The sequence below is a fragment of the Luteolibacter algae genome (assembly GCF_042683045.1).
In the GTDB taxonomy this organism is placed as follows: Bacteria; Verrucomicrobiota; Verrucomicrobiia; order Verrucomicrobiales; family Akkermansiaceae; genus Luteolibacter; species Luteolibacter algae.
On record NZ_JBHUIT010000012.1, the window covers coordinates 55,825 to 79,053 of the forward strand.

16 protein-coding genes, 1 pseudogene and 1 riboswitch are annotated in these 23,229 nt (G+C 52.0%); of the genes and pseudogenes, 7 read left to right on the top strand and 10 right to left on the bottom strand.

Annotation, left to right across the window (positions count from 1 at the left end; all coding sequences use genetic code 11):
- The first annotated feature begins 103 nt into the window (after positions 1-103).
- On the top strand, positions 104-1,435 hold the full coding sequence (locus ACFSSA_RS08670) for a DUF1501 domain-containing protein (RefSeq protein WP_386820041.1): 1,332 nt from the start codon (positions 104-106) through the stop codon (positions 1,433-1,435).
- Entirely contained in the window at positions 1,432-3,852 is a 2,421-nt protein-coding gene (locus ACFSSA_RS08675) for a hypothetical protein (RefSeq protein WP_386820042.1), read from the top strand. The genes ACFSSA_RS08670 and ACFSSA_RS08675 overlap by 4 nt, the downstream gene beginning before the upstream one ends.
- 17 nt (positions 3,853-3,869) lie before the next feature.
- Here the strand turns inward: ACFSSA_RS08675 and ACFSSA_RS08680 are convergent, their stop codons facing one another.
- The 3 genes from ACFSSA_RS08680 to ACFSSA_RS08690 all read right to left on the bottom strand — a co-directional run bounded on the left by ACFSSA_RS08680 (position 3,870) and on the right by ACFSSA_RS08690 (position 7,657).
- Positions 3,870-4,793 carry a PEP-CTERM sorting domain-containing protein gene (locus tag ACFSSA_RS08680; protein WP_386820043.1) on the bottom strand — a complete coding sequence of 308 codons (924 nt, stop codon included), beginning with the start codon at positions 4,791-4,793 and terminating at the stop codon, positions 3,870-3,872.
- Position 4,794: 1 nt separating this feature from the next.
- Positions 4,795-6,771 carry a TonB-dependent receptor gene (locus ACFSSA_RS08685; RefSeq protein ID WP_386820044.1) on the bottom strand — a complete coding sequence of 659 codons (1,977 nt, stop codon included), beginning with the start codon at positions 6,769-6,771 and terminating at the stop codon, positions 4,795-4,797.
- A 73-nt stretch (positions 6,772-6,844) separates the two neighbouring features.
- A complete protein-coding gene (locus ACFSSA_RS08690; protein ID WP_386820045.1) occupies positions 6,845-7,657 on the bottom strand; it encodes a DUF4465 domain-containing protein in 813 nt (270 codons plus the stop codon).
- Positions 7,658-7,754: 97 nt separating this feature from the next.
- Positions 7,755-7,882: riboswitch (cobalamin riboswitch) on the bottom strand.
- A gap of 154 nt (positions 7,883-8,036) precedes the next feature.
- Between ACFSSA_RS08690 and folD the strand changes: the two genes are divergently transcribed.
- On the top strand, positions 8,037-8,915 hold the full coding sequence (gene folD, locus ACFSSA_RS08695; RefSeq protein WP_386820046.1) for a bifunctional methylenetetrahydrofolate dehydrogenase/methenyltetrahydrofolate cyclohydrolase FolD: 879 nt from the start codon (positions 8,037-8,039) through the stop codon (positions 8,913-8,915).
- On the opposite strand, the gene ACFSSA_RS08700 is transcribed toward folD, so the two are convergent.
- The 5 genes and pseudogenes from ACFSSA_RS08700 to ACFSSA_RS08720 all read right to left on the bottom strand — a co-directional run bounded on the left by ACFSSA_RS08700 (position 8,916) and on the right by ACFSSA_RS08720 (position 13,853).
- Positions 8,916-9,506, bottom strand: a complete 591-nt coding sequence (locus ACFSSA_RS08700) for a 2OG-Fe(II) oxygenase (RefSeq protein WP_386820047.1) — start codon at positions 9,504-9,506, stop codon at positions 8,916-8,918.
- 140 nt (positions 9,507-9,646) lie between these two features.
- The gene (galE, locus tag ACFSSA_RS08705) at positions 9,647-10,636 is read right to left on the bottom strand and encodes a UDP-glucose 4-epimerase GalE (protein ID WP_386820048.1); all 990 of its coding nucleotides are present in this window, start codon (positions 10,634-10,636) and stop codon (positions 9,647-9,649) included.
- A 57-nt stretch (positions 10,637-10,693) separates the two neighbouring features.
- Positions 10,694-11,356, bottom strand: a pseudogene (locus ACFSSA_RS08710) (beta-galactosidase small subunit-related protein); the annotation flags it as partial.
- Positions 11,357-11,386: 30 nt separating this feature from the next.
- Complete coding sequence (locus ACFSSA_RS08715; protein WP_386820049.1) at positions 11,387-11,887, bottom strand: beta-galactosidase domain 4-containing protein; 501 nt, start codon at positions 11,885-11,887, stop codon at positions 11,387-11,389.
- A 7-nt stretch (positions 11,888-11,894) separates the two neighbouring features.
- Entirely contained in the window at positions 11,895-13,853 is a 1,959-nt protein-coding gene (locus ACFSSA_RS08720; RefSeq protein ID WP_386820050.1) for a glycoside hydrolase family 2 TIM barrel-domain containing protein, read from the bottom strand.
- 153 nt (positions 13,854-14,006) lie between these two features.
- On the opposite strand from ACFSSA_RS08720, the gene ACFSSA_RS08725 reads away from it, so the two are divergent.
- A complete protein-coding gene (locus ACFSSA_RS08725) occupies positions 14,007-16,952 on the top strand; it encodes a ligand-binding sensor domain-containing protein (RefSeq protein WP_386820051.1) in 2,946 nt (981 codons plus the stop codon).
- A 3-nt stretch (positions 16,953-16,955) separates the two neighbouring features.
- Positions 16,956-17,624, top strand: a complete 669-nt coding sequence (locus ACFSSA_RS08730; protein WP_386820052.1) for a response regulator transcription factor — start codon at positions 16,956-16,958, stop codon at positions 17,622-17,624.
- A 27-nt stretch (positions 17,625-17,651) separates the two neighbouring features.
- On the opposite strand, the gene ACFSSA_RS08735 is transcribed toward ACFSSA_RS08730, so the two are convergent.
- The gene (locus tag ACFSSA_RS08735) at positions 17,652-18,410 is read right to left on the bottom strand and encodes a type II secretion system protein (RefSeq protein ID WP_386820053.1); all 759 of its coding nucleotides are present in this window, start codon (positions 18,408-18,410) and stop codon (positions 17,652-17,654) included.
- A gap of 252 nt (positions 18,411-18,662) precedes the next feature.
- Here ACFSSA_RS08735 and ACFSSA_RS08740 point away from each other — a divergent pair, with 252 nt between their 5' ends.
- Positions 18,663-20,243, top strand: coding sequence for a DUF4955 domain-containing protein (locus ACFSSA_RS08740; protein WP_386820054.1), 1,581 nt, complete (start codon positions 18,663-18,665; stop codon positions 20,241-20,243).
- A gap of 176 nt (positions 20,244-20,419) precedes the next feature.
- On the top strand, positions 20,420-21,091 hold the full coding sequence (locus tag ACFSSA_RS08745; RefSeq protein WP_386820055.1) for a hypothetical protein: 672 nt from the start codon (positions 20,420-20,422) through the stop codon (positions 21,089-21,091).
- Between the two features lie 134 nt (positions 21,092-21,225).
- On the opposite strand, the gene ACFSSA_RS08750 is transcribed toward ACFSSA_RS08745, so the two are convergent.
- Positions 21,226-23,190: a glycoside hydrolase family 97 protein gene (locus tag ACFSSA_RS08750; protein WP_386820056.1), complete on the bottom strand. Its 1,965-nt coding sequence runs from the start codon at positions 23,188-23,190 to the stop codon at positions 21,226-21,228.
- Positions 23,191-23,229 lie beyond the last annotated feature (39 nt).

The window sequence follows — 23,229 nt, forward strand, 5'->3', positions numbered from 1 at the left end:
TTGACCAAGCCACCAACGATCGTAGCTTCGGAAATAAACAAAAAACTTATGCAACAGCCACCCTTCTGTCTGCGTATCCATAAGGTTAACCCACGCTTTTCTCATGAAACTCCAGTGCCCAGGAAATCCTCTCGAAAACTACTCTTCCCGCCGTGAATTTCTTTACGTCGGCCTTTTGGGCTCCGTTGGCATGGCGTTGCCCCAATTTTTCGGCTCACGCGCGGAAGCAGCGATAAAACAATTTCCACAGCATGCGGCTGTCGCTGAAAGCGTGATCCATATCTTTCTCCCCGGTGGCATGTCGCACCAGGAATCCTTTGATCCCAAACCATTCGCTCCTGCGGAATACCGCGGTCCCTTTGGAGCGATCGATACGAAGATCCCGGGAATTCAATTCGGGCAGTTCATGAAAGAGACCGCAAAAATAGCGGATAAGCTCACGATCATTCGCTCGATGTCCCATGGCGAGGCTGCCCACGAACGTGGCACCCACAATATGTTCACCGGTTATCGCCCATCGCCGGCGCTTTCCTATCCTTCGTTTGGCTCTGTGGTTTCACATGAGCTCGGCCCGAGAAATGACCTACCACCGTATGTGTGCGTCCCCAGTGTGCCGAATGAGTTCGCCAATTCGGGATATCTGTCTTCTGCGTTCGGCCCCTTTGCTCTCGGCTCGGATCCCGCGCAAGGAAACTTCAAGGTTCGCGATCTTAATCTGGCCGATGGAGTTGATCACAAACGTTTCGAACGCCGCCGGACTTTGCTTCAAACAGTGGACGATCATTTCCGCACTTTGGAAAAATCCGATGCGCTCGATTCCATGGATTCCTTCTACCAGCATGCTTACAAACTCATCTCCTCCCAGCAGGCCCGGGAGGCCTTCGATCTATCCAAAGAAGATAGCAAAACCAGGGACGAGTATGGAAAAAACGAAGCGGGGCAAAGGATGCTGCTTGCGCGGCGCTTGGTGGAAGGCGGGGTTCGCTTCGTTTCCCTGACGGCTGGCGGATGGGACCACCACGACAACATCAAACAAGGTATTGAGAAACACATGCCGAATACCGACAGAGCGATCGCCACCCTGATCCGTGACCTGGATCGTCGTGGAATGCTGGAAAAGACACTCGTCATGGTGACCACCGAATTCGGTCGCACGCCAAAGATCAATCCAACGGCCGGACGAGACCACTGGCCCCGGGTTTTCTCTACGATGCTTGCGGGAGGTGGGATGAAACAAGGCTACGTTCATGGCGCATCCGACTCATTGGGTGGCGAGCCGGATCAGGATCCCGTAAGCATCCAGGATCTGGCAAAAACCGTCTATCACCAGATCGGAATCAATGCCCAGACAGAGCTGATGTCACCGGGGGCAAGACCGATTGAAATCGTTGATGGCGGGGATGTGCTTGATGCCATTTTAGCAAACAAGGCATGAAGATTCCGGCATCCAAAACAGGGATAGAACTCCGGATTCTGATGGCAGTGCTCTGCGGCAGCAGCATCAGTTTTGCGCTAGAGCCGGTTTCTCCTCCCGGAGGACAGCGGGGCACCGATGTCACCATCACATTAAACGATCCGAATATTGCCTCGTTCCAAGAGCTGATCACCTACCAGCCCGGTCTTTCGCTCAGCAACCTCACGCTGGATGAAAAAAACAAAAAAATTGCCAAAGCCACGCTGCATGTTTCTCCCGATGCAGCCTTCGGTGAGCACTCCCTGCGGATCCGCACCGCATATGATATCTCCTATCTTCGTTCCTTCTGGGTGGGACCTTTTCCCAGCATTCAGGAAATAGAGCCGAACAACTCCCCCGCCGAAGCGCAGCGTATCGAGCTGAATTCCACCGTGCAGGGTATTATAAAAACGGAGGACCAAGACTCTTATATTGTCACGCTGAAGAAAGGTCAGAGACTATCGGCGGAAGTCGAAGCAATGCGATTGGGGCGGATTCTTTTCGATGCACATCTGTCCATTCTAGCTCCGGATGGCCGCGAGTTGGCTGCAGCTGATGATACCACCCTTTTGAAGACCGATCCTTTGCTTTCAGTCATTGTTCCAGAAGACGGCGATTATGGTATTATCATCCGTGAGGCCGCCTATGAAGGAAACAACAACTGTGCCTACAGGCTGCATATCGGCACTTTTCCCCGTCCGACTTCGGTCTTCCCTCTGGGCGGCAAACCCGGCGAAACCATCGATTTCAAATTCATCGGAGATCCTACCGGTGCGTTCACACAGACCGTAACACTGCCGCAGGAAACAGACGAAGCTTTCCCATTATATCCGGTTCTGAATGATGAGACGGCTCCGTCGGCCAATCCGGTTTTGATCTCCACATTGGAACACATCACCCAGGACAACACGAATTTCTCCCAGCAAAAAGCCTGTCCGTTCCCACCGATTCCATCTGCTGTCGATGGGATACTGAATGGAAACGTCAAACATCGATGGTTCAAATTCCGTGCGAGAAAAGGCCAGAATCTCGATATAAAAGTTCTCGCCCGTAGCCATCGCTCTCCGCTTGATCCGGTATTGGCGATTCGTGATGCCAGGAACCATCTTGCCAGCAATGATGACGATCAGAACTTCCCGGATAGCCTCATCAAATGGACTTGTCCGGCAGATGGAGAATATTTTCTCCTTCTACGCGATCAACTGGAACGCACCGGAGAAGATTTCGTATTTCGTATTCAGATAGCCGAGAGGAAACCCCTTATTGCCGCCAGCCTCCCTGTCACTCAGCGGAACAATTCCCAGAAAGACAAAGTGTTTGCCGTGCCGCGCGGCAACCGATACGCCGCATTGATCCAGCTCAAGCGCGAGAATATGAATTGCGGGTTCAGCTTCCTCACGGGAAACCTTCCCGGAGGGATCAAGATGATCATACCGCCTATCCCAAAAAGCCTTAATAAATTCCCCGTAATTTTTGAGGCCGAAAAAGATGCTCCATTGGGTTCGTCATTGCAGAAGTTCACGCTTCGACCAACTGGTGAAAATGTGCCGGATCATTTGACCGCCTCACTCTCCGATACAGTTCACCACATCGAAATCAATAATGAAGGCACCTATCACTCCTTTTCGACTGAGGTGGTTCCCCTAGCTGTCACCGAGCCTACGCCTTTCAGCATAGAAATCGATAAACCTACTAAACCCATCGTAAAGAACGGAAAACTGATGATCAGGGTCCGGGCCCATCGTGAAGATGGCTACAAAGGAAAAATCATCACAAAGCTACCATGGAGCCCAGCGGGTATCTCTGGCCCCGCAAGCCTCGATATCCCTCCTGATAAAACGGAGGCGGAATACGAACTCAATGCGAATACGGATGCAGCCATAGGCACTTGGCCGATCTGTATCACCGCCGAAGCCGATACGACCCATGGCCGCCGCACTGTTTCTTCAGGCTTCGTTGATCTGGACATCACAGAGCCATTTCTTGCACTGACATTGGACATGGCGAGCGGACAGATTGGTCGGAACTCCGCTGTCCTCGCAAAGATCGAGCATTTCAAAAAGTTCGAAGGTCAAGCAACGGCAGAACTTGTGTCGCTGCCACATGGAGTAACATCCACTCCTGTATCATTTACCGGGAAGGATGAGGAAATCATTTTTCCCCTTACCATCTCAGCAGAGGCAAAGCCCGGAAAAAGCACCGGTCTATTCTGCAAAGTTCTGATCCCGTTGAATCACCAGCCAGTCATTCATCAGACCGGCCAAGGCGGAGTGCTCCGCATCGATCCGGCTTCAGAGCAACAGCCGGAGCACTCCCAAACTAATGAGAAACCGGATCAAACGATAGAATCCAAAACAAAGCCTCTCTCGAGATTGGAACAGCTGCGAATGAAGAAGTGAGGTTTGCCATTCCTTGATCAACCAGTTGTCAGCGGCTTGCGCACCACTCTCCAAAAACGGCGGGGCGCCTCATCCAACGGTAGCATCACACCGCTCTTCCCACTTGTGAAAGATGGAAGAAAATCGCCGACCTTCTCCCAATCTTCGTTCATGGTCTCCGATGTTTCGATCATATATTCGCTCCCCGGATTGCTCTCCCATTCCAGAAGAAATTCGCTCGCTATAATTTCACTGCGAACGATTTCAAAGGCACCTTCGTTCTGATTCAGCACGCCGATCGCCTCGAGATCGAAGCCACCGGATCCAACTGTGGGAGTGGGATCATAGATTGGATACCCGCTGCTGTCCTTCACCGAACCATCACCCACGATATCCACAACCCGCACAAAGCGGATGTTCATCTTATCCAGTAATCCGGATTCGGGTAAGTCCCGTAGATCAAAGGGAGTTCCGTAACCGGCACGATGCTTTCCGGCCAGTCCGCTGAGGGTTGTCGGGTCGACGGAGCCAAATGCGCCAACTACCGACGTGCCCTCCGACCGGTTCGGAAAACGGAAGAAATTCACTCCATCACTCGAGACGTCGACGAATGCCAATTCCAAAAACGTATCACTGAAGCTATTTTCAAAAACGGCAAAATCTGCGCCTTCGCCATCCCGGATCGCGCGGGGAAAATATAGGGTTATAACGCCTCCGTTTCCGAGGCAGACGATATCGCCAGAGCCACCAACTGCTTTGCCCAAGGCTTTGGACGGAGTTTTGAATGACTCTGAAACATCTGTCCCATACTGCGGGGTAAGATTGCCATTTGCCCATGTCAGGAATCGTATCGAATCCTTTGAAATCGCTTCGGAACCGCTTGTGCCAGCGGCTCCGGAGAAGGATCCGCCCATTGCTGAAAGCGCCGTAAGAGGTAGTAAGAGAGCCAAGTATTTCTTCATATTAAAAATTTATTTTCATTCCCACCGACATGCTTCTGCCAGCCCCGGGATAGTAAACACCGCTATATTTCAAAGCCGCGTAGCGCTTATCCAGCAGGTTATCCACGCTCAGATATACCGAAGCATCCTCCGTTATCTCATAACGCACCTGGATACCGATCAATCCGTAAGCGGATAGTTTCTCAGCCGTATTTTCAAAATCATTTCCCTCGTAGGTCGAGCTGATGTAGCGGTAATCGCCACGCAGCGAAAGGCGCTCGCTCGGGCGGAAAATCAGATCAACCGATGCCTGATGGTTTGGAACCAGGCTGACACTTCTCCCCTGATAAGGACCGCTTTGGTATTCGGCTCTCAGCCCGCTGTAGTGCACACCCGCCTCCCAACAATTTGCTTGGTATATCATGTCCAATTCCACCCCCATCCGCTGCGTATCAGCAAAATTCGTGTTCAGGTTCTGCTGGAAATCATAAACGATTTCACCTTGAAGAAACTGCACAAATCCGTTTCCCCGGAAGGTCCAGTTACCGGTCTCAAATTCAGCCCCAAGCTCGATATTTTGTCCGGTTTCCGCGAATAATTCATCGTTGAATGGGACTGTCAGCGGGAAACCCTGATAGGATGCGAGCTCATCCGTTGATGGCAGGCGGTATAACTGATCGAATCGCAACCATGTCGATAAATCATCGCGCGGTTCCCAACGTAGACCAAGCTGATAGGCGTGATCGAAATCACTACTGGAGCGCTGGAAATTGAGATCCGGATTCTGCGGGAAGCGCAGCGATCTCGCCATCGCATCATTATAGGAGTAATTTGCTCTTACCGCTGAGCTCAGATGGATATCACGAATCGGTTCCCACTCGGCAGCGATAAAAATACCGGCTACCACGCGCTCGAGCTCCGCGTTCCCGGTCTCATTCCATCTCTGAATTTCAGAAAACTGATCAACCTCTAGTGAGTCGTATCGGAAACTCGTGCCCACCTCCAACGCATGATTTCTCCATTCTCGGCGCAGCACTGGATCGAATGTCAGAGTGTTCAGCTTGTTATCAGTGTGGGATCCCGGTCCAAGATTTGACGCCTGCTCCCTCGCGCTAAAACCTAACGGTAAATCCACGTAAAAATCCGAATTCCTACCGATACGTAAATTCGCACTTCCGCCCAATAATTTCTGCTCATAAAAATACTGATCCGCTTGTCCCGAAGCGGCATAAATCGAGTAGGTAGGATCGGATAAATACTGGTCTTTAGCCAATGGCCCGGGAAAGCCTGCCTTCAGGTCCGCCCATGATATGCCGAGTTCCAATTCGTTATTTTTCCCCAGATCGCGCTTCCACTTGCCAGCCATGGAGGTAGATTCGCTAAAGGCGTTGTCGCGGTAGCCTTCTGTCAAGCTCTGTTCGAAATCAACGTTCACCGCATTACCATTATGCACTCCCTCATGTCCGCTACGGAGTAGCTGGTAGCCGAAACTTCCCACTGCGGTTTCGATATGAGACCGGGGCGTGCCGGCTTCCTTTGTGACTACATTGATCACTCCGCCCACAGCGTTATCGCCAAAACGGGCCGATTGGCTACCACGCAAAATTTCAATCCTGGATATCCTGCCTATCGACACCTCCCTCAGTGAAACGCCTGCCATATCCGGCCGATTTACCGGTTTCCCATCCACCAATATCAGCACTCTCGACGCCGAATTCTCTCCGAACCCACGAAGACTGACATTCCCGTCGTCCCGATTCCCCGTGGTGTTCGTCACCCGGATCCCTGCTCTGAACGAGAGTAATTCGGCGATTGAGCGGGCACCGGACTCCTCAATGGTTTTCTCATCAATGATCTCCGCACTACCCGCGTAGTTCCGGGGCACGGCACTGTCGGCATTAGCCTTTACCACCAGTGCCTGCAATTCATCATACTCCTCCTCAGCCGCTGCCAAGCAAGCACCAGCTGCAAAGAGCAACACCGGAAAAACGGGTTTCATAGTAAATTCCCCAGAGAAATTCTTTTAAGATTCCGCCGGGAGTGAAGTAGTTCGGATTCTTCCGTCCAGTCGACTAGCTTCGTCTGCGGATTCCTAGAAGTCCGAGCGTAGTGATCAAACTCATGGAGAACAAACTCGGCTCCGGCACCAAGGTCAGATTGTCCAAAGCGAAATACGAAGGTGTATTGATCCCAAATTGTCCGATATCCGACGAGTCATAGGAGAAACGAATTTCGTCCGCTACCCCCAGTCCTCCGAGATCCACTTCCTTCCAATCATCCAGAATGAAATCCAGGGAATTATCGGCAAAACGGAAATCGGCGAGATAGACTTCGACGTTCCTCCCTGTCGCAACACCGCCGTCATAGCCGGAAATGATCAGTTTGAAAAAATCCGCATCGTTACCGGAACCGCCACCGAATTTTTTGGCGAATCCATCGCCCTCTTTCATCGATAATCCGGCATAGGTGGTATTGGTAATCAACGCACTGGAGCCCGCAAGGTCAGCGCGGTCAAAAGTGATTGAGGCATTGGTATACCCTATCGCGAAGTTCGATGAGCCCAGCCCCCCCGCACCTGCAAAAGTGCTGTATTGATTGCCAAACCCGGGAGTAACCGTGTCGGTATGGTTGGAAAAAACAAATCCTGACCAGAACGTATATGAGCCAGCATCCGTGAAAGAATTACTGAAAGTGACCCCATCAATCGTGAGCGCCCCTCCCCCGGATTGGCCGTTCCAGACACCCGTAGGGCCGTTCATACCGCCCAGCGGCACACTCTCGAAATCCAGCACTGCCGCGCTGAGTTTACCGGTGAATGAAAGTGAAGTCGCAGAGCAAAATATTGCACCCGCTGCGATCAGGCGCGTCGTGTTATGTAGTTTCATATTTCGTTGAAGGCTTTGGAAACGAGCCATCGTCGATGTATTTTTTCGTAATCCGTAAAGCTCAATGCCCTACTTCCTACTCATGTCCGTGAAACAAGTGTTCTGACTCCCGGCTTCTGGCCTCCGCCCCGCCTTCACCTCCTTGTTTTACCTCGGAGATTGGCATTTTGGGACATTGTATCCGGTTACAGCAGCGCCAACTGTCCCGGGATTTCACCGGGTTCCATGTGGCACGGACGGATGGCTTATCTCCCGCTACCGGCATTGCGTCAAGAAGAACGCTGCCGATGAGGAAAAAAGCGAGTCTGACTGTGGAAAAATCTCCGTTTCCGATTTTTCAGACTTTCAGTTTCGAAGGTTTTGCCAAAACCTCACAGCCATGAACCAACCCCGCATCCTCGACGGTAAAGCCGTCGCCGCAGCCGTCCTAGATGAATGCCGCGCTGAAACCGCCGAGCTAAAAGCACGAGGAATTACACCGGGTCTTGCCGTGGTGCTCGTAGGTAACGATCCCGCTTCCGCGGTATATGTCGGCTCAAAAGCCCGCACCTGCGCCGATCTTGGTTTCCACTCGGTAAAAATCGAGCTCCCTGCGGAAACCACCCAAGAAGAGCTTCTCCAAGTCGTCCGGGATCTCAACGCGGATCCGGCAGTGCACGGCATTTTGGTCCAATCACCTCCGCCGGAACACATTGATGAGGCAACCGTCATCCGTGAGATTGATCCCCGGAAAGATGTCGATGGATTCCATCCGGAAAACGTCGCAAAGCTCGTTCTGGAAGATCCTTCCGGTTTTGTCCCCTGCACACCTGCCGGTTGTATGAAGCTCCTTGAGCTTTCCGGCATTGATTTGAACGGAGCGGAAGCAGTGGTAATCGGCAGGTCCATGATTGTCGGGAAGCCTATGGCATTGTTGCTCGTCGGAAAAAATGCGAACGCAACCGTCACCATCGCCCACTCTCGCTCGAAAGATCTTCCCGCGATCTGCCGCAGAGCGGATGTGGTTATTGCCGCGGTTGGCCGTCCGGACATGGTCAAGGCCGATTGGGTAAAGCCGGGAGCAGTTGTCATCGATGTCGGCATAAATCGCGTCGCCGATAGTTCCAAAAAATCCGGCTACCGCCTGACGGGGGATGTCGATTACGCGGAAGTCGCCCCGCGCACCTCCGCCATCACACCAGTGCCGGGAGGCGTGGGCCCGATGACCATCGCGATGCTGATGAAAAACACACTTCAGGCAGCGCGCCAGCTTGGCTGATCAGACTCTGCCCCGAAACCATCCGGTGATGCTCGCGCGGGTCTTCTTTGCGGGCAGCACTTCGTGCCAGTGATCACCAGCGATAAAGCAGACCAGCGTGCCCATCCGGGGCTCGATGATGACAAATTCGCCATCTTGATCACCCGGATTGGTCCATAGCTTTAGCTCGCCGCCATCACCGGGCTGCCATTCGGGATTCAGGTAGAGAATCACCGTAACCAGCCTATCCATGGAATTCCGGTGTCTATCGAGATGCGGCTTATAGAAGCCACCTTTCGGATAAACCGCGAAGTGCCCTTCGAAATCCATCAGACCGAGGAAAAAGTTCTGGTTCAGCACGAGGCGGATCTCCTCCAGCGTATCCAGGTATTTTTGCTGACAGAGCGTGATATTCTCGTCACGTAGCCAGGAGACGTGATCCGTCCTAACATCTTCGCGGATGACCAGGTCCTTCCCACGGCCAACGCCGGCCCTGCGGAACTCGCCTTCCTCCCAAGCCGACAAGCTCTCTGCGGATAAAGCGCCCGCCACCTCCCGGTCCATGAAATCCGGTAAAACGCACCAGCCTGATCGCTGGATGTCATCGATCAATTTCTGATGTGGCGATATTTGGTGCTCGTTCAGGAGCGGAAAACTGCTCAATCGCCCGTATCGAAGCGAGCAAAATTAATGGCCTGCCGGAAAAAAATCCGGACAGGCCATAGATGTGATCTTTCCCATTTATTTGATGACTAGGAATTGTATCCCTCAGGGTGGTTTTTGTGCCACTTCCAGGCAGTCTCCACGATCCCCCGGATATCCGTGTATTTGATTTCCCAGCCAAGCTCCTCGCGGGCTTTCGTGGAATCCGCGTATAGGGCTGGAGGGTCTCCGGCCCGTCTTTCGCCAATGACCTTCGGCACGGTGAGGCCGGTCACTTCCTCCACTGCACTGATCACTTCATTGACAGATTGGGGAGTTCCTGTGCCCAGATTGTAGAACAAGGCAGTGCCGGGTGTGTCCAATTTCTCGAAAACCGCAATGTGCGCACGGGAGAGATCATCGACATGCACGTAATCGCGGAGGCATGTGCCGTCTGGAGTCGGATAATCTGTGCCAAAAATCGTGATCGGACCGCGGCGGCCGGTAGCTGCATCGATCACAAGAGGAATGAGGTGCGTTTCAGGATCATGGGCTTCCCCGATTGTGCCATCTTCCGCAGCGCCGGCAGCATTGAAGTAGCGGAAAGCTGCAAAACTCAAGCCGTGGGCTCTCGCGCAGTCCTTCAGCATGGTCTCTACATCCAGCTTGGTCTGACCGTAGGGATTAATCGGGCTCTGGGAGAGATCTTCCGTGATCGGCAGCTTCTCCGGCACACCATAAGTGGCACAAGTTGAGGAAAATACAAACTTCGAGACTCCGCTATCCTTCATCGCCTGCAACAAGGTTACGACCTTTGCGAAGTTATTATCGTAGTATTTCAGAGGATCTGTCACCGACTCACCGACATACGCGTAGGCTGCAAAGTGCATCACTAGATCGATTTTTTCCTTCTCGAAGATCTCTTTCAAAAGTGCCGCATCGCCAAGGTTTCCATCGTAGAACTTGATATGTGGGGCAACAGCCTTGCGATGTCCGAAAACAAGATTATCCAGCACCACTGGAGTGTGACCTGCGAGTTCCAACTGCCGCACGCAATGACTCCCGATATATCCGGCTCCGCCGATGACTAGTGTGTTCATGTGGCCGAGTAATAGCGGCTGGGCAGACTGCTAGTCAAGAGTCCCTCCCCGGGAATCTCAATGCCCGGGCCCGATGATCAACGCCCACGCATAGCTGTTTTCAGCCCGTATCCGGTAAGGCTCGTTCACCGGCATTCCCCATGAATTATCGCCCCCGACTCCCATTTGCAGACAATCCAGGTTTACAGTGATAAAATCTCTTCCGACCATCTCAGCATCATGGGTCGTAGCCAGTAAATCCTCCATTGAGTATGGCCATGCGCTGACGGAAGATTTCCTTTCCCCTACGGATCTAATCGTGATTCCCCCACCGTTTCCATCGCTTAGCGAGATCCAGCGGATATCGCTTCGATTGGCGTTCTCCTGAGGCCTTACGTAGTGGCTGACCCAATCGCTGACTGTGGAGCCGTATTCACCGATCGTCGCCGAGCTCTTGCGATCCCAGTAATTTTCATGTGGCCCCCGGCCATACCATCTTATTTTCTCCATCTCCCTTGGCAGGGCAAATGTCACACCGAGCCTGGGAGGATCGGGTAGATCTGACGCTGTCGAAAAGTCAAAACAGCTCTCCATTAGTAGCCGTCCCTGTTCATCACAGCTGTAGTGAACTCCGATCCGGAACTCATTTCCCGGAGAGGAAATGTGCGCTCTGATCATTTCCACCCCGTCCTGGTTTTCAATGATATCCAGTGATTCCACCTTCAGCCGACTGGCTGCATCTTTCCAGAATCCTAACCTGGAATCAGCTTTTCAGCCCTTGTCATTATCTGTCAGCGCTCTCCAGAAATTCCACGCCATCGGCCTCCGTAGAGCTTCTTTTCCGCTCAGGATCATGCTCTCGGGCAAACCGGTTTTACCCGAAATCCTATAGGTCCCATTTCCATGCGCTATTTCAATATCGTCACCGGACCGTTTCGCGAGGAAGGTTCCTCTGGAATTTTCCGCGACCCGGGAGGCATAAGCAACCGGCCACGGAAATTGCTCATAAGCCAGAACGTGACCAGCTGAAGCCCATGGGCTGGGATCATCCTGGAGTAACTTGAACGTTACAAAAACCTCAGCCCCCGATCTGGCAGCCATTTCCGCTGAGCTCGCCACAGCAGACACATCGATTGCCTTGCTCTCGCAAGCGGCAAGACTCATTTTGGGCAATGCTCCCTGTTCGATCACTTTTCCGTTTCTTAAAATTTCATAAAGAAGGGAAAACCCGTTTGGGTCGCAGGCAAGCATGCGATTTTCGATGGTTAGCACTCCTTCGTTAAGCTTGGCTCCGCCGAAAGCGAACGGTTGATAAACTTTTTTTTACCTCCTGGTAATGAGGATGCGGGATCCTGTCCGCACCGATTAGCCCATTGATACAAAAGTTCCCATCATTCGGGATATCACCGAAATCGCCCCCATAATAAAAGCCAGCTTCTGGATCGGACCGATTCCTGTAGAGCGCCTGATCCACCCAATCCCAGATAAAACCGCCGCACAGAATCGGCTCCGAATTGATAAGGTCCCAGTAATCCTGGAAGTTACCCAAGCTGTTTCCCATTCCGTGGGCGTATTCGTTCATCAGGAAAGGACGGCCCGAAGGGTAGCTGCCGTGCTGCACCTCATTGCTCTCTTCGCCATGCTCGCCCTTTCGGGAAGCTTCGCCCTTCACATGTTTTTTCAGCCACTCGATATCGGGATAAGTCTGGCTATCTAGATCTGCTGCCAGATTCATATCGGCATACTGAATGAGACGCTTCTCAGGGTCTGCTGCATGGCAGGCCCGGCGCATTTCCATAAATGCAGAACCATAGCCCGCTTCATTACCCAGCGACCACATAACGACGCTTGGATGTTGCCGTGCACGGATCACCATACTTTCCATCCTCTCCACCGAAGCCTTCGTCCAATCTGGTAAGTCAGCCGGTAAAACCCGTTTATGATAGCTCAGCCCGTGGGATTCCACATTTGCCTCGTCCATTATCATCATCCCCATTTCATCACATAGATCATACCACAGTGGATCATTCGGATAGTGGGCGTTGCGCACGAAATTGATGTTCGCCTGCTTCATCAACACGAGATCCCTTCGCATCAGTTCCCCAGACATCACATAGCCGGTATGAGGATCGAATTCGTGCCGATTCACCCCGCGGATCTTCAGTGGAAGCCCGTTATAGAAAAGTTCAGCACCCCTCACTTCCATCTTCCGGAACGCGATTGGCAACCGGAATACCTGAATCGTTTTCCCATGAATTTTCACATCAACAATTACCGAATACAGTTTCGGCTGCTCGGTAAACCAAGGGATGACACGAGCGAGAGAAGCAGAATCTTCCCCTTTGGCAACCACCGCTCCGGCATCATCCAATACGCTGAAATCCCATTCGGGTTTGGCTCCAGCCATCGGGGTGGTATGTAAGGTTATTTTTCCGGCGCCCGTCGCAGGATCATATTCAGGTTCCGCATAAACGTCCCACAGCCCTGCAGCTGGAATCGCGGCTACAAACACATCCCGGAAAATTCCACCCAGACGCCAGAAATCCTGATCCTCCAGATACGAACCATCGCAGTATTTATAAACCTCCACTGCCAACCGGTTTTTCCCTGGACGCAATTTATCGGTGATATCGAAATGAACCGGTGAGCGGGAATCCTGGGAATATCCGATCTTCTCACCATTCACCCAGACAAACATTGCCGAGCTCACCCCTGCAAAATGCAGCATAACGCGCTTGTCATTCCATTCCCTGGGGATCTCGAAATCCCGCAGATAGGATCCTACCGGATTACGCTCGATGTAGCTCGTGAATGTCTTTTTTGGTTCTCCCATGACCCGCGGCGGATCGACACGGAACGGATACTTCGAATTGCTATATATCGGTGTCCCATATCCCTCACGTTCCCATGTCGAAGGCACGGAGATCTCACGCCACATGCTGCTGTCGAAATCCGTTTTAAAAAAATCCGGAGGCCTCTCCTCAGGTCTCTTACTCCAGTGAAATTTCCATTTTCCATTCAACGAAGCGACCCAAGGTGAATTCCCATAGCTAGCCGTTAGAGCGCTCTCAATATCCGGACACGGCCACACATCCACCCTGGGCGGCAAATTCCCGTATCTCGTGATTGCTGCATTCTCTATTTCAGCGGGAACAATTTCCTTCCCGCTCGATATAACTACCAACGACACGATCAGCAGCAACACCTGGTATCCTAATCCGCAACCCATATAACCCATTTAAAATTTTTCTCCACCTATCCGGGGATTTACTAGGCCCCGATGGAGCAATCCTGCCCGGCTTTCCCCATGACTGGATATGGGTAGAATTGCCCATGCGTTCCGGCCCGGCTAGTCTTGCCAGAAGCCCCGGGTAACTGAGAGAATCGGAAAATGCCGCTACGCTCAAAAGCCTTCCACCTGATCATTCTGCTTTTTGCAGTTTCACCGATGAATGCGCGGCCGGTGGAAGAGATCGACATGCTTTTCCGGAATTGGACGACACGGGATGGTCTGCCAAACAATCGGGTGCGTTCGGTGATCCAGAGCCACGATGGATTTATCTGGCTGGCGACTGATGCAGGTGCGGTCCGGTTCAACGGTGCCAATTTCAAACTCTACGGACTTCGGGAAGGTCTTCTGGCACCCATCGCACTGACCCTGCTCGAAACGGAAGATCAATCGATTTGGGTAGGAACACTCGGAGGCGGAATCACCGTTCTCAAAAATGGACGGATAGAACGCACTTTCACCACCTCGGATGGATTACCTTCAAACTGGATTTCTGATCTTACCACGGATTCATCCGGGAACCTGATCGCGTGGACCCGTAATGGAGCAGCAATCTTCGAGAAAAATTCATTTACGTCCCTCGTTCCGGCTAATTCCCGTCCGCTCCCTCCACGGTTGATCCTCAAGGATCGGGACGGCTCCACATGGCATTTGCACTCGAACAGGGTTCTTTCGGAGCCTACCGATTCCCTACCGATTGAGAATGCGCTAGCTCCGGATAAGCATGTGGTGGGCACGTTGGACCATGAGGGGAGAATCTGGGCATGCGGCGAAAACTTTCTCTGGACCAGGAGTGATGGGAACTGGAAATCCATTCCACTTCCGGAGCATTGGGAATCCACTGCCAGCTCCATTGCCGCAGCGCCGGATGGCACGATCTGGATAGCTTCTCACCGCAGGGGGATCCTCGGATACCGGAACAATCGCTTTATCACACCCACAGCCACCCGTGTCTATTCGCCAGCACTTGTGGAAACTGTCACCACAACCAAAGACGGGCAGGTATGGATCACCTCTGCCAACGGAATTTTCCGAATGAGTCCGCAGACCATTCGCGTCTCTTCTATCGATGACCCCCTGACTGCCAACTCCGCCAATAATATCGGCGGATTGATCGAGTATGCGCCTCATTCCTTCATCGTAGCCACCCAAGGAAGCGGCTACTATCGCTGGGAAAACCACCATGCCACCCCGCTTGAGGAAAAAGCAGAAACCGATGTCGGCTCTTACGGCAACGCCCTCCTGAAGACGCGGGACGGGAGTATCTGGCTGGGAAGCAACAATGGGTTGTTTAAATTGGATTCCAACGGAGGGATCGCCGCCTCGTTCTTGGAATCGAAAAGCGTATGGGCGCTCTTTGAGTCAACCGGTGCGATCTGGGTCGGCACCAGCTGGGGAAAACTTTATCGGATTGCCGGCAGGGAACCGGAACTGATCGATTTCGGAGGCGCAATGGAGCCGGTGAAAGCCATACTTGAAGAACCCGATGGCACACTATGGATCGGCACTCGTGGCAATGGAATCTTTCGCAGAAAAAATGGCATCTGGAAACGATTCGGCAGGAATGACGGGCTCATCAGCGAGGTGATACGCACCCTCTATCTGGATTCTTCCGGCCGGATCTGGGCAGGCTCGGACGGAGGTGGCCTATCCCTATTTTCAGACGGTCGATTCATCACGGCAACGAGCAACGAGGGACTACCCAGCGACACGGTTTCTCAAATCATCGCCGACGATAACGGCCGCTTATGGATCGGCACCCACAAGGGGCTGGGCGTGCTCGACATCGACGATCTAGCGCGGATCGAAGGCGGCAATCCCTCCGGCTTACATCCACTGATTCTTAGCCAAACAGATGGATTGCCTACCGATGAGTTCACGATCGTTCCCCCGATAAAAACCAGTGACGGATCGTTTGCATTTGCCACGATTCAGGGTTTCATAAGGATTTCCCCAGATTTCCAGAAGCCGGTAACCGACGCGCCACCTGTCTATCTCGAGCGCGTCGTATCAAACGGCACCGAGCATCTGCCAGCATCAGATACCATTTCATTGGAAGCCGGAAGCAAGCGTATTGAGATCGAGTTCTCAGCACTCTATTTTTCAGATCCGGATCGGTTGCAGTTCAGGAACCGACTCCTGGGCCTGGAAAAGGATTGGCAATATGTGGGAAGCCAACAGAGCGCAGAATACCGGAACCTGGCGCCGAACTCCTACCTCTTCGAAGTCTCCGCCTCCAACGGAAACGGTGAGTGGTCCCGCATTCCCGCCACTATAGAAGTCGTAATACTCCCCCATTTCTGGCAAACGCTATGGTTCAAGATTATCGTGTTCTCGGCTTCGATTGCCTTCGTCGCCCGGATAGTCCGCCAGCGGGAGAAAAGACGGAACAGAGAAAAAATCGGAGCCTTGCAGATCCGGCACGCCATCGACATTGAGCGGGCCCGCATTGCCCGTGATTTGCATGACGACGTCGGTGCGAGCCTTACACAGATGGCTTTGCAGAGCCAACTGGTCGAACGGAATATCACCCGCCAGCCGGATCGAGCGAGCAATTATCTTCAGGAAATATTTAAAACCGCGCGGACAATGACTCGCTCGCTTGATGAGATCGTCTGGGCGGTCAATCCCGGCAATGATGTCCTAGATAACTTCGTATCATTCCTGGCTACCTTCGTGCAGGATTTCGCGGAAGGTGCCGCCTTGCGCACGCGTTTTGATCTACCGGAAAATATTCCGAAAAGACCAATCTCCTCCAGTGTCCGCCATCACCTATACCTGGCGACAAAGGAAATTCTTCATAACATCGTCAAGCATGCGGATGCCAGTGAGATCTCTATGGGGGTGTCGATTGATAAAGGCTCCTGTCAAATCACAATCAGCGACAATGGCCGCGGCTTCACGGGCGAAATCAATGCCCCCGGAGAAGATGGACTAAGCAATCTCAAAAAACGTTTCCAAGAACTTCGCGGCACCTGTGTCCGCCATAGCGAAGAAGGAAATGGAACATCCTTTGTGATGAAATTTCCCATCGATACACTCAGATAAATTATGAAAACAGGTTCCAACTCATACGGAGAAAACAGAATCAATCGGATTACCATATCCATAGTGGAGGACGATTCACGTATCCGCTGGGGACTCACTGCAATATTGGAAGACGAGGATGATTTCGAATGCGTGGGGTCTTTCGCAAGTGCCGAGGAGGCATTCCAGCATTTACCCGCGCTGAACCCGCAGGTCGTCCTCATGGATGTCAATCTACCCGGTATAAATGGAATCGAGTGCACAAGGCGATTGGCAAGCTCTCCGAAGCCACCCCAGATCATTATGCTCACCGTGCGACAGGACTCCGAAATCATCTTCGATGCGCTAGCGGCTGGTGCCAGTGGATATTTGCTCAAGCCACCCAGCGCCAGGGAACTGGTCGACGCTGTTCGTGACGTATTTGCAGGCGGGGCGCCTATGACTGCCTCCATCGCACGCCGGGTGGTCCAATCATTCAAGCAAGTCCGGGCGAAAACCTCCGAGACTGAGAGCCTCTCCCCGAGGGAGATCCAGGTCTTGGAACTTTTGGTGAAAGGCTTTGCCTACAAGGAGGTCGCCGCGGATCTGGGAATCAGCTACTCAACTGTCCAACGTCATATTGAGAGTATTTATCGCAAGCTTCATGTCCATTCCCGCACTCATGCGGTTTCAAAATACCTGGGCGCCCAATAGAATACCCCGGGCATCCCTTTCTCCACTCTAGAGATTTATCATTTTTGGAGGCGTGCTGCTGTTGTCATAAGCCTTGGTGAATCCGGCTTTTTTTAGATCATCCCTGTCCATCGCTCTGGCAGCTCCATCGAACATGAATGCATTAGCTTTCCCCGAGTTCCTCAGCCCCACCAAGTTTCCGGATTTCTCATCAATTCTAAAGATTTCACTTCCATCTGATGTAGAGGAGTCAATCAACAGTGGATACACACCCGGTCTGATCAAATTCGCCAAGGCAAGGGATTTCACATTGGCAGACCTCTTACCAGAATCCTCAACCTTTGTTTGGATCCATTCAGCTCCAATCTCCGGAACATTGTTGAAGTTGACAGCATAACAATTCCAGTGAGCGGAAGAAGGTGGCAACTGATTCCGATCCCAGTTCATAAGCTCGAAGTCATCCAGATCTCTTGAGCCAAGATTCAAAGAGCCAGTGACCATATAATAAGGTCTAAGCTCAAAATTACCGCTGCCACCTTGAAAATAGGTGCAACGTCCATTCCGCTCTGCCGCATCGCTCAATAGAATCATCCCGCTCTGCCTGAGATTCGAAAGCCGCACAGCGCCAGCTGCACGATCCCTAATCGTTCCCCGAACAGAGAATACAATCCCTGCCAGCGCAATGATCATCGCAACCACCACCAGTAGCTCTATCAACGTAAATCCGTGGGAGCCGGACGAGTGAACGCTCTGGCGAAGGATATTTTTTCTAATACGTGAATCAATCGAGATATCATTATTTTTCATGGTTTTTTTAGTTTCAGATAAATCAAAAATTTATCTTTTTATTTTAATAACTTTCCGAAATCGATGACATTGGAATCATGATCCGAACATAAATAGAATATTGATTACGGAAGTGCTTCATATTGGCAAAACTGCCCATACTACCCTTGCAACCATGGGTAATCTTGCCCAGTGACTCTGCCAACCAGGATGTCGATCCTAACGTTCATTAAAAATTTCAGCAGTCTTTTCAATTTCAGATAATACTTCCCCATGCGCCATAGCCCATCGTTTTCCAAACTAAGCCAACTATGCATCTTCCTCGGTTTGCTCATGGAGGCGAAGTGCGAGAACCCATCAAAGATTTTCCAAGACTTTCTCCGTGATAAATCAACCTCGGAACTTCCCGATTATTCGTGGGCCGGTTACAAATTCGGGGAAGAAGGTATTCCCGAACCAAGGGGGAGGATCTTCAACGTTAACGATTACGGTGCGGTTCCCGATGACGGAATTGAAGACCGAGACCAGATCCAAGCCGCGATCCATGCTGCGGAAAAGGCAGGAGGCGGAATCGTTTTTTTCCCGAAAGGCCGATTTCTTGTGAATGAAATGGCCGATCGGAAATCCGGTATTTCCGTCGAGCATTCAAATATCATACTCCAAGGCAGCGGCTCCGGCCCGGAGGGAACTGAGTTGTTCATGCGCCACCATTTGCTGGCAAAGAATCCCCGGCAAATGTGGACCACGCCTGCGATGTTTGAGTTCAAGGGGAAACACCGGATGAAATCCTTCAAAACAAAAATTCTCAGCCACAAAACAGATAGCGATTTTACGATCACCGTAGCCGATGGATCAAATTTCAAACCTGGGAACATGGTCATTCTAGCCTCTCAAACGCCGGCGGCAAACGCTCGGAGAATGGCTGGCCTGGAACCTTGGCCGAATTGGAGCACAACGCTGAACGCGGGCGTTGCCGTTCGCGAACGTCATGAAATCAAAACCATAAGCGGAAATCTGATAACCTTCGGAGAACCCATCCGCTCCCCCATCATTTCAGATCATCCGTGGACCATGGAGAGCTACTCCGCATCGGAGGGATGGGGCGTGGAAAAGCTGTGCTTCCGCGGGAATTTGCAGGGCACCTTTGTCCACCACCAAAGTGCGGCTGTCGACAGTGGTTGGACTTTTCTAAATATGTCCGCCGCCAAGGATGGATACGCCCGCGATATCAGACTCGTCGATATCAGCCAGGGAATCATTTTTTCCTCCAGCTTCGCATGCTCCATACAGATGATCGTTTTCGAGGGGAACCGTGGCCACTCCATGACGTCAGCTACGGGAAGCTATGGGATTTTGATGGGACCCATATATGATCATACAAAGGATGGTATGTATCACGGGCCTTCGGTAAGCGGAGGAAATATAGGAGGCGTGATCTGGAGGTATTCCGGAAAGGAGAAAAGCGGTATCGACTGCCATGGATCCTGGCCGTCCTGCACACTGATCGATAAGTCTTCCAGCGGACTGACCGGAAACGGTGGCAGCCATACATCCCTACCCAATCATCTGGAGAATCTCACTTATTGGAATTTCCACGAGCTCGGACAAGCGAAAATCGACTATGATTTCTGGGATGCACAAAACCCGGAGTTCCCGAATAGATATACAGGAATGAAAGTCGTCCGGCCACATATCATCGGCTTACACGGAGCAGGGAGCACCTTCATTGAAAAACATCTCGGCCTTGTGGAATCCCTGGGAAAGCCAGTCTCGCCGGAGTCTTTATATGAAGACCAACTGGAGCGTAGGCTTGGATATTTGCCGCGGTGGATCTCAGAAGTGAAAGCCAGGTAATTCCTTTACCGACTCTTCGATCCACTGACCAAGGCGCCAACTTCTAATCGCGGTTCCCCTCCCCGGCATGGGCAGAACTCCCCATAGACGCCCCAAACACTTGCATGCAATCTATTCAAGTCTCGCGGTAACAGAGTGATCCTCCGGCCGCGTAACTTACCAATTCAAAAAAACCGATGAACTTCAAAAACTATTCAAACGCTTTATTAGGCGCAGCCATTCTGGCATCGACTTCAGCTAGCCAAGCGGCACTTGTCGCAGATTTCACAGAAAGCTTCTCAAGCGCGGGAAGCATTTCGACGTGGACAGCATTCAACGAAACTTCCGATTTGAGCTGGAACGATGGTTCTATAAAGGTCGATAGAAATCGTCTGGATACAACCGGTGATGGTTTCCTGCAAATTGGCAAAAACACTGATGCCAAAGTCGTGGTGGGTGCGTATTTTAACCTCGGAACCGTTGACACAAGCGATGTGGGCCGAACCGTTTCCATCGATTTCTCCTACGAAAGACTTAATGAAGGTCTCAGCCTCACACCTCAGTTCCGTCTGGATGAAACCAATCTCACCGTCGGCACAATCATCGACTTCTTCAGTGCCGGCAATGATCCGGGCGCTGGGAACGGTCTCTATTCTTCAGTCGCCGGTGGGGCATATTCCTACACTATTGCCGCGGAAGACGTTGATAAGGAACTCTCGATTGCCTTTTCATTCTACGAAAGCACGACCGCGCGGACACGAATCCTGGGCATTGATGCCGTATCTTTCACAAATGTTCCCGAGCCTTCGGTAATTTCGCTTGGCTCTCTTGCATCGCTAGGTTTATTGCGTCGCAAGAGGAAATCCTGATCGCGCTTCATTGCTTTTCCCCTGTCGTAGGAGAAAGAAACATTCCGCACGCGTTTCATAAAAGAAAACCAGCGATCTCGTATCGCTGGTTTTTTTGCGGTTTTACAGATCTCCGGTTGAGAAGAGCTCCGTGTTTATTGTTTCACAATGCGGGCGACAAAACCACCTCCCGTGGCTAGCTCGACGTCCACGGACTGGGTCCGATTTACTTTCCTATTGCTGACCTTGAACGGGATCGTCGTGGTCCATTGCCGGAGTTTCGCCTTCGTGTTCACACCTACCTTGGCGACATCCACCGGTTCGGCGGAAAGATCGTCTTCGACAAGTGTTGCCTCATACTCACCGTCCGGTAGAAATGCCAGATCCAGCTGGTAACGGCGTTTTCCGGCTCCATTCAGAACACCCACGAACCAGGTATCGCCGGAACGCCGGGCGAAAACAGATAGTCCACCGATGGAACTTCCGGGCAGCACCAATGTTTCATCCCACAAAGTCGGGACATCCTTCATCACGGATAAAGCATTTTTCAAAATTGGATGCTCCATCATCGTCTCCGGATGTTCCGCCACGATCTGGAGTGGCGAAACATAAGTCACCAGAGTGGCCAACTGATGAGCCCATGTCGTAGGTCCCGGGTTGGTATATAGAATAGGCGTGTAATCCGCGTGTCCTACGGCAAAACGGGTGAATGGAAGGGCAGCATTGTGGGCAGCGGGAAGCGGCCCTTCCTTCAGTTTATTGAGCTCCATTCCCCGGATACCTTCGCGCGTCATTTCGTTCGGATAAGTTCGCTCCTCTCCGGTAGATGCGTGGCAGCCATGGAAATTGATCATCAGTTTGCGCTCCGCAGCCAGTCTTAGAGCCGCGATTTCAAAATCGATCAGTTCTTTGGTTTCCCCGTCCATGAAGTCGGTCTTGATACCTACCACACCAGCTTCCACAGTGCGGTCGAAGTAGGTTTTCATTTGCTGCCAATCGTTCGCAGGATCTCTTATATCCTTGGAATGAACCCATACCCAGACACCAACATTTTTCGTGCGCGCGTGAGTGGCCAGCTCTTTTATGGTTTCCCATGGTGAGTCCCATTCCTTCCAGCCATCGTCTACCAACGAGTATTCATACTCCAGCTCGGCAGCCAGATCGATGAAGTCACGCTGGGTTTCCGGAGTGCCCAGACCAAGGGTTTCCCAGCTCCAGACACCGCGTCCCGGCTTGATATAGCTGGTGTCCGCGAAAAGCTTCGGATCTGGTGCAGGATTGAGGTTGTTGATAAAGTCGCTATTGACCAATTCGTTCAAATCATCTGCCAACAAGGTCGCACGCCAAGGCGTTACAATGTCTCCCTCGACGTCAAATCCCTTATCCCCTTCGGTGAAATTTGCCACAACGGTGCGATCGCCCACGGCCTTGAGCCGCATGCCACTGTAGTTGTAAAGTGCTGCTTTTGTGATCAATGCATAGCCCAGCTTTTCTGGCAGCTCCATCACCAGCGGCACTCCTTGGATGGGACCGACGGATGCAGGAGTGGCGCTATCAAGCTTTCCGATATCAGTGGACATCCACTCGCCTGCGTAGGATTTCAGCTTCCAGCCGGGAGCCAGACGCTCGAAATACCAGACCTTGGAGTCTTTCATAATCGTCCAGCTGGAGCTTTCTCCATCGACGTGCTGTTTCCCTTCACCGGGAACGATATAGCGATACGCCGCACCATCATCATAGAGACGGAGCTCCAGGGTGTATTCTCTCCCGGTTTCCTTATGTGTAACCGGAAATATTAACTGGGTGTAATGATTCCGTGCCTGCCTGTGGTTTCCACGTGTTTCGTATTTTTCATCGATCACCGAGGTCTCCGGACTCCCGAGCGCTACACCTTCTCCCAACTTGATTCCTTCCACTGTTATCCCTAGGGCTGAAGGCTCGACAACTGTGGAGTTTTTAAAATCGACCCGGTAGCGAAGCGAATTTGCTTCATCCACGAAAATGGCAGCGGACACTTTCCCATCCGGGCTTTTGCCTAAAATCTCCTGCGCCCAAGCTCCGTGTCCACAGGTGATTGCGGCGATCGCCAGGAGGCTGTATTTCAAAGAATTATTCATCATATCGGTTTATTGGAGTCGGTCACCTGCTTGAAAGAGCTG

Excerpts from the sequence above, each read along its gene's own strand:
- ACFSSA_RS08685 (WP_386820044.1), bottom strand. The coding sequence starts at position 6,771 with ATGAAACCCGTTTTTCCGGTGTTGCTCTTTGCAGCTGGTGCTTGCTTG.
- ACFSSA_RS08690 (WP_386820045.1), bottom strand. The coding sequence starts at position 7,657 with ATGAAACTACATAACACGACGCGCCTGATCGCAGCGGGTGCAATATTT.
- galE (WP_386820048.1), bottom strand. The coding sequence starts at position 10,636 with ATGAACACACTAGTCATCGGCGGAGCCGGATATATCGGGAGTCATTGC.
- ACFSSA_RS08720 (WP_386820050.1), bottom strand. The coding sequence starts at position 13,853 with ATGGGTTATATGGGTTGCGGATTAGGATACCAGGTGTTGCTGCTGATC.
- folD (WP_386820046.1), top strand. The coding sequence starts at position 8,037 with ATGAACCAACCCCGCATCCTCGACGGTAAAGCCGTCGCCGCAGCCGTC.
- ACFSSA_RS08680 (WP_386820043.1), bottom strand. The coding sequence starts at position 4,793 with ATGAAGAAATACTTGGCTCTCTTACTACCTCTTACGGCGCTTTCAGCA.
- ACFSSA_RS08750 (WP_386820056.1), bottom strand. The coding sequence starts at position 23,190 with ATGATGAATAATTCTTTGAAATACAGCCTCCTGGCGATCGCCGCAATC.
- ACFSSA_RS08730 (WP_386820052.1), top strand. The coding sequence starts at position 16,956 with ATGAAAACAGGTTCCAACTCATACGGAGAAAACAGAATCAATCGGATT.
- ACFSSA_RS08725 (WP_386820051.1), top strand. The coding sequence starts at position 14,007 with ATGCCGCTACGCTCAAAAGCCTTCCACCTGATCATTCTGCTTTTTGCA.
- ACFSSA_RS08675 (WP_386820042.1), top strand. The coding sequence starts at position 1,432 with ATGAAGATTCCGGCATCCAAAACAGGGATAGAACTCCGGATTCTGATG.
- ACFSSA_RS08745 (WP_386820055.1), top strand. The coding sequence starts at position 20,420 with ATGAACTTCAAAAACTATTCAAACGCTTTATTAGGCGCAGCCATTCTG.
- ACFSSA_RS08740 (WP_386820054.1), top strand. The coding sequence starts at position 18,663 with ATGCGCCATAGCCCATCGTTTTCCAAACTAAGCCAACTATGCATCTTC.
- ACFSSA_RS08735 (WP_386820053.1), bottom strand. The coding sequence starts at position 18,410 with ATGAAAAATAATGATATCTCGATTGATTCACGTATTAGAAAAAATATC.
- ACFSSA_RS08670 (WP_386820041.1), top strand. The coding sequence starts at position 104 with ATGAAACTCCAGTGCCCAGGAAATCCTCTCGAAAACTACTCTTCCCGC.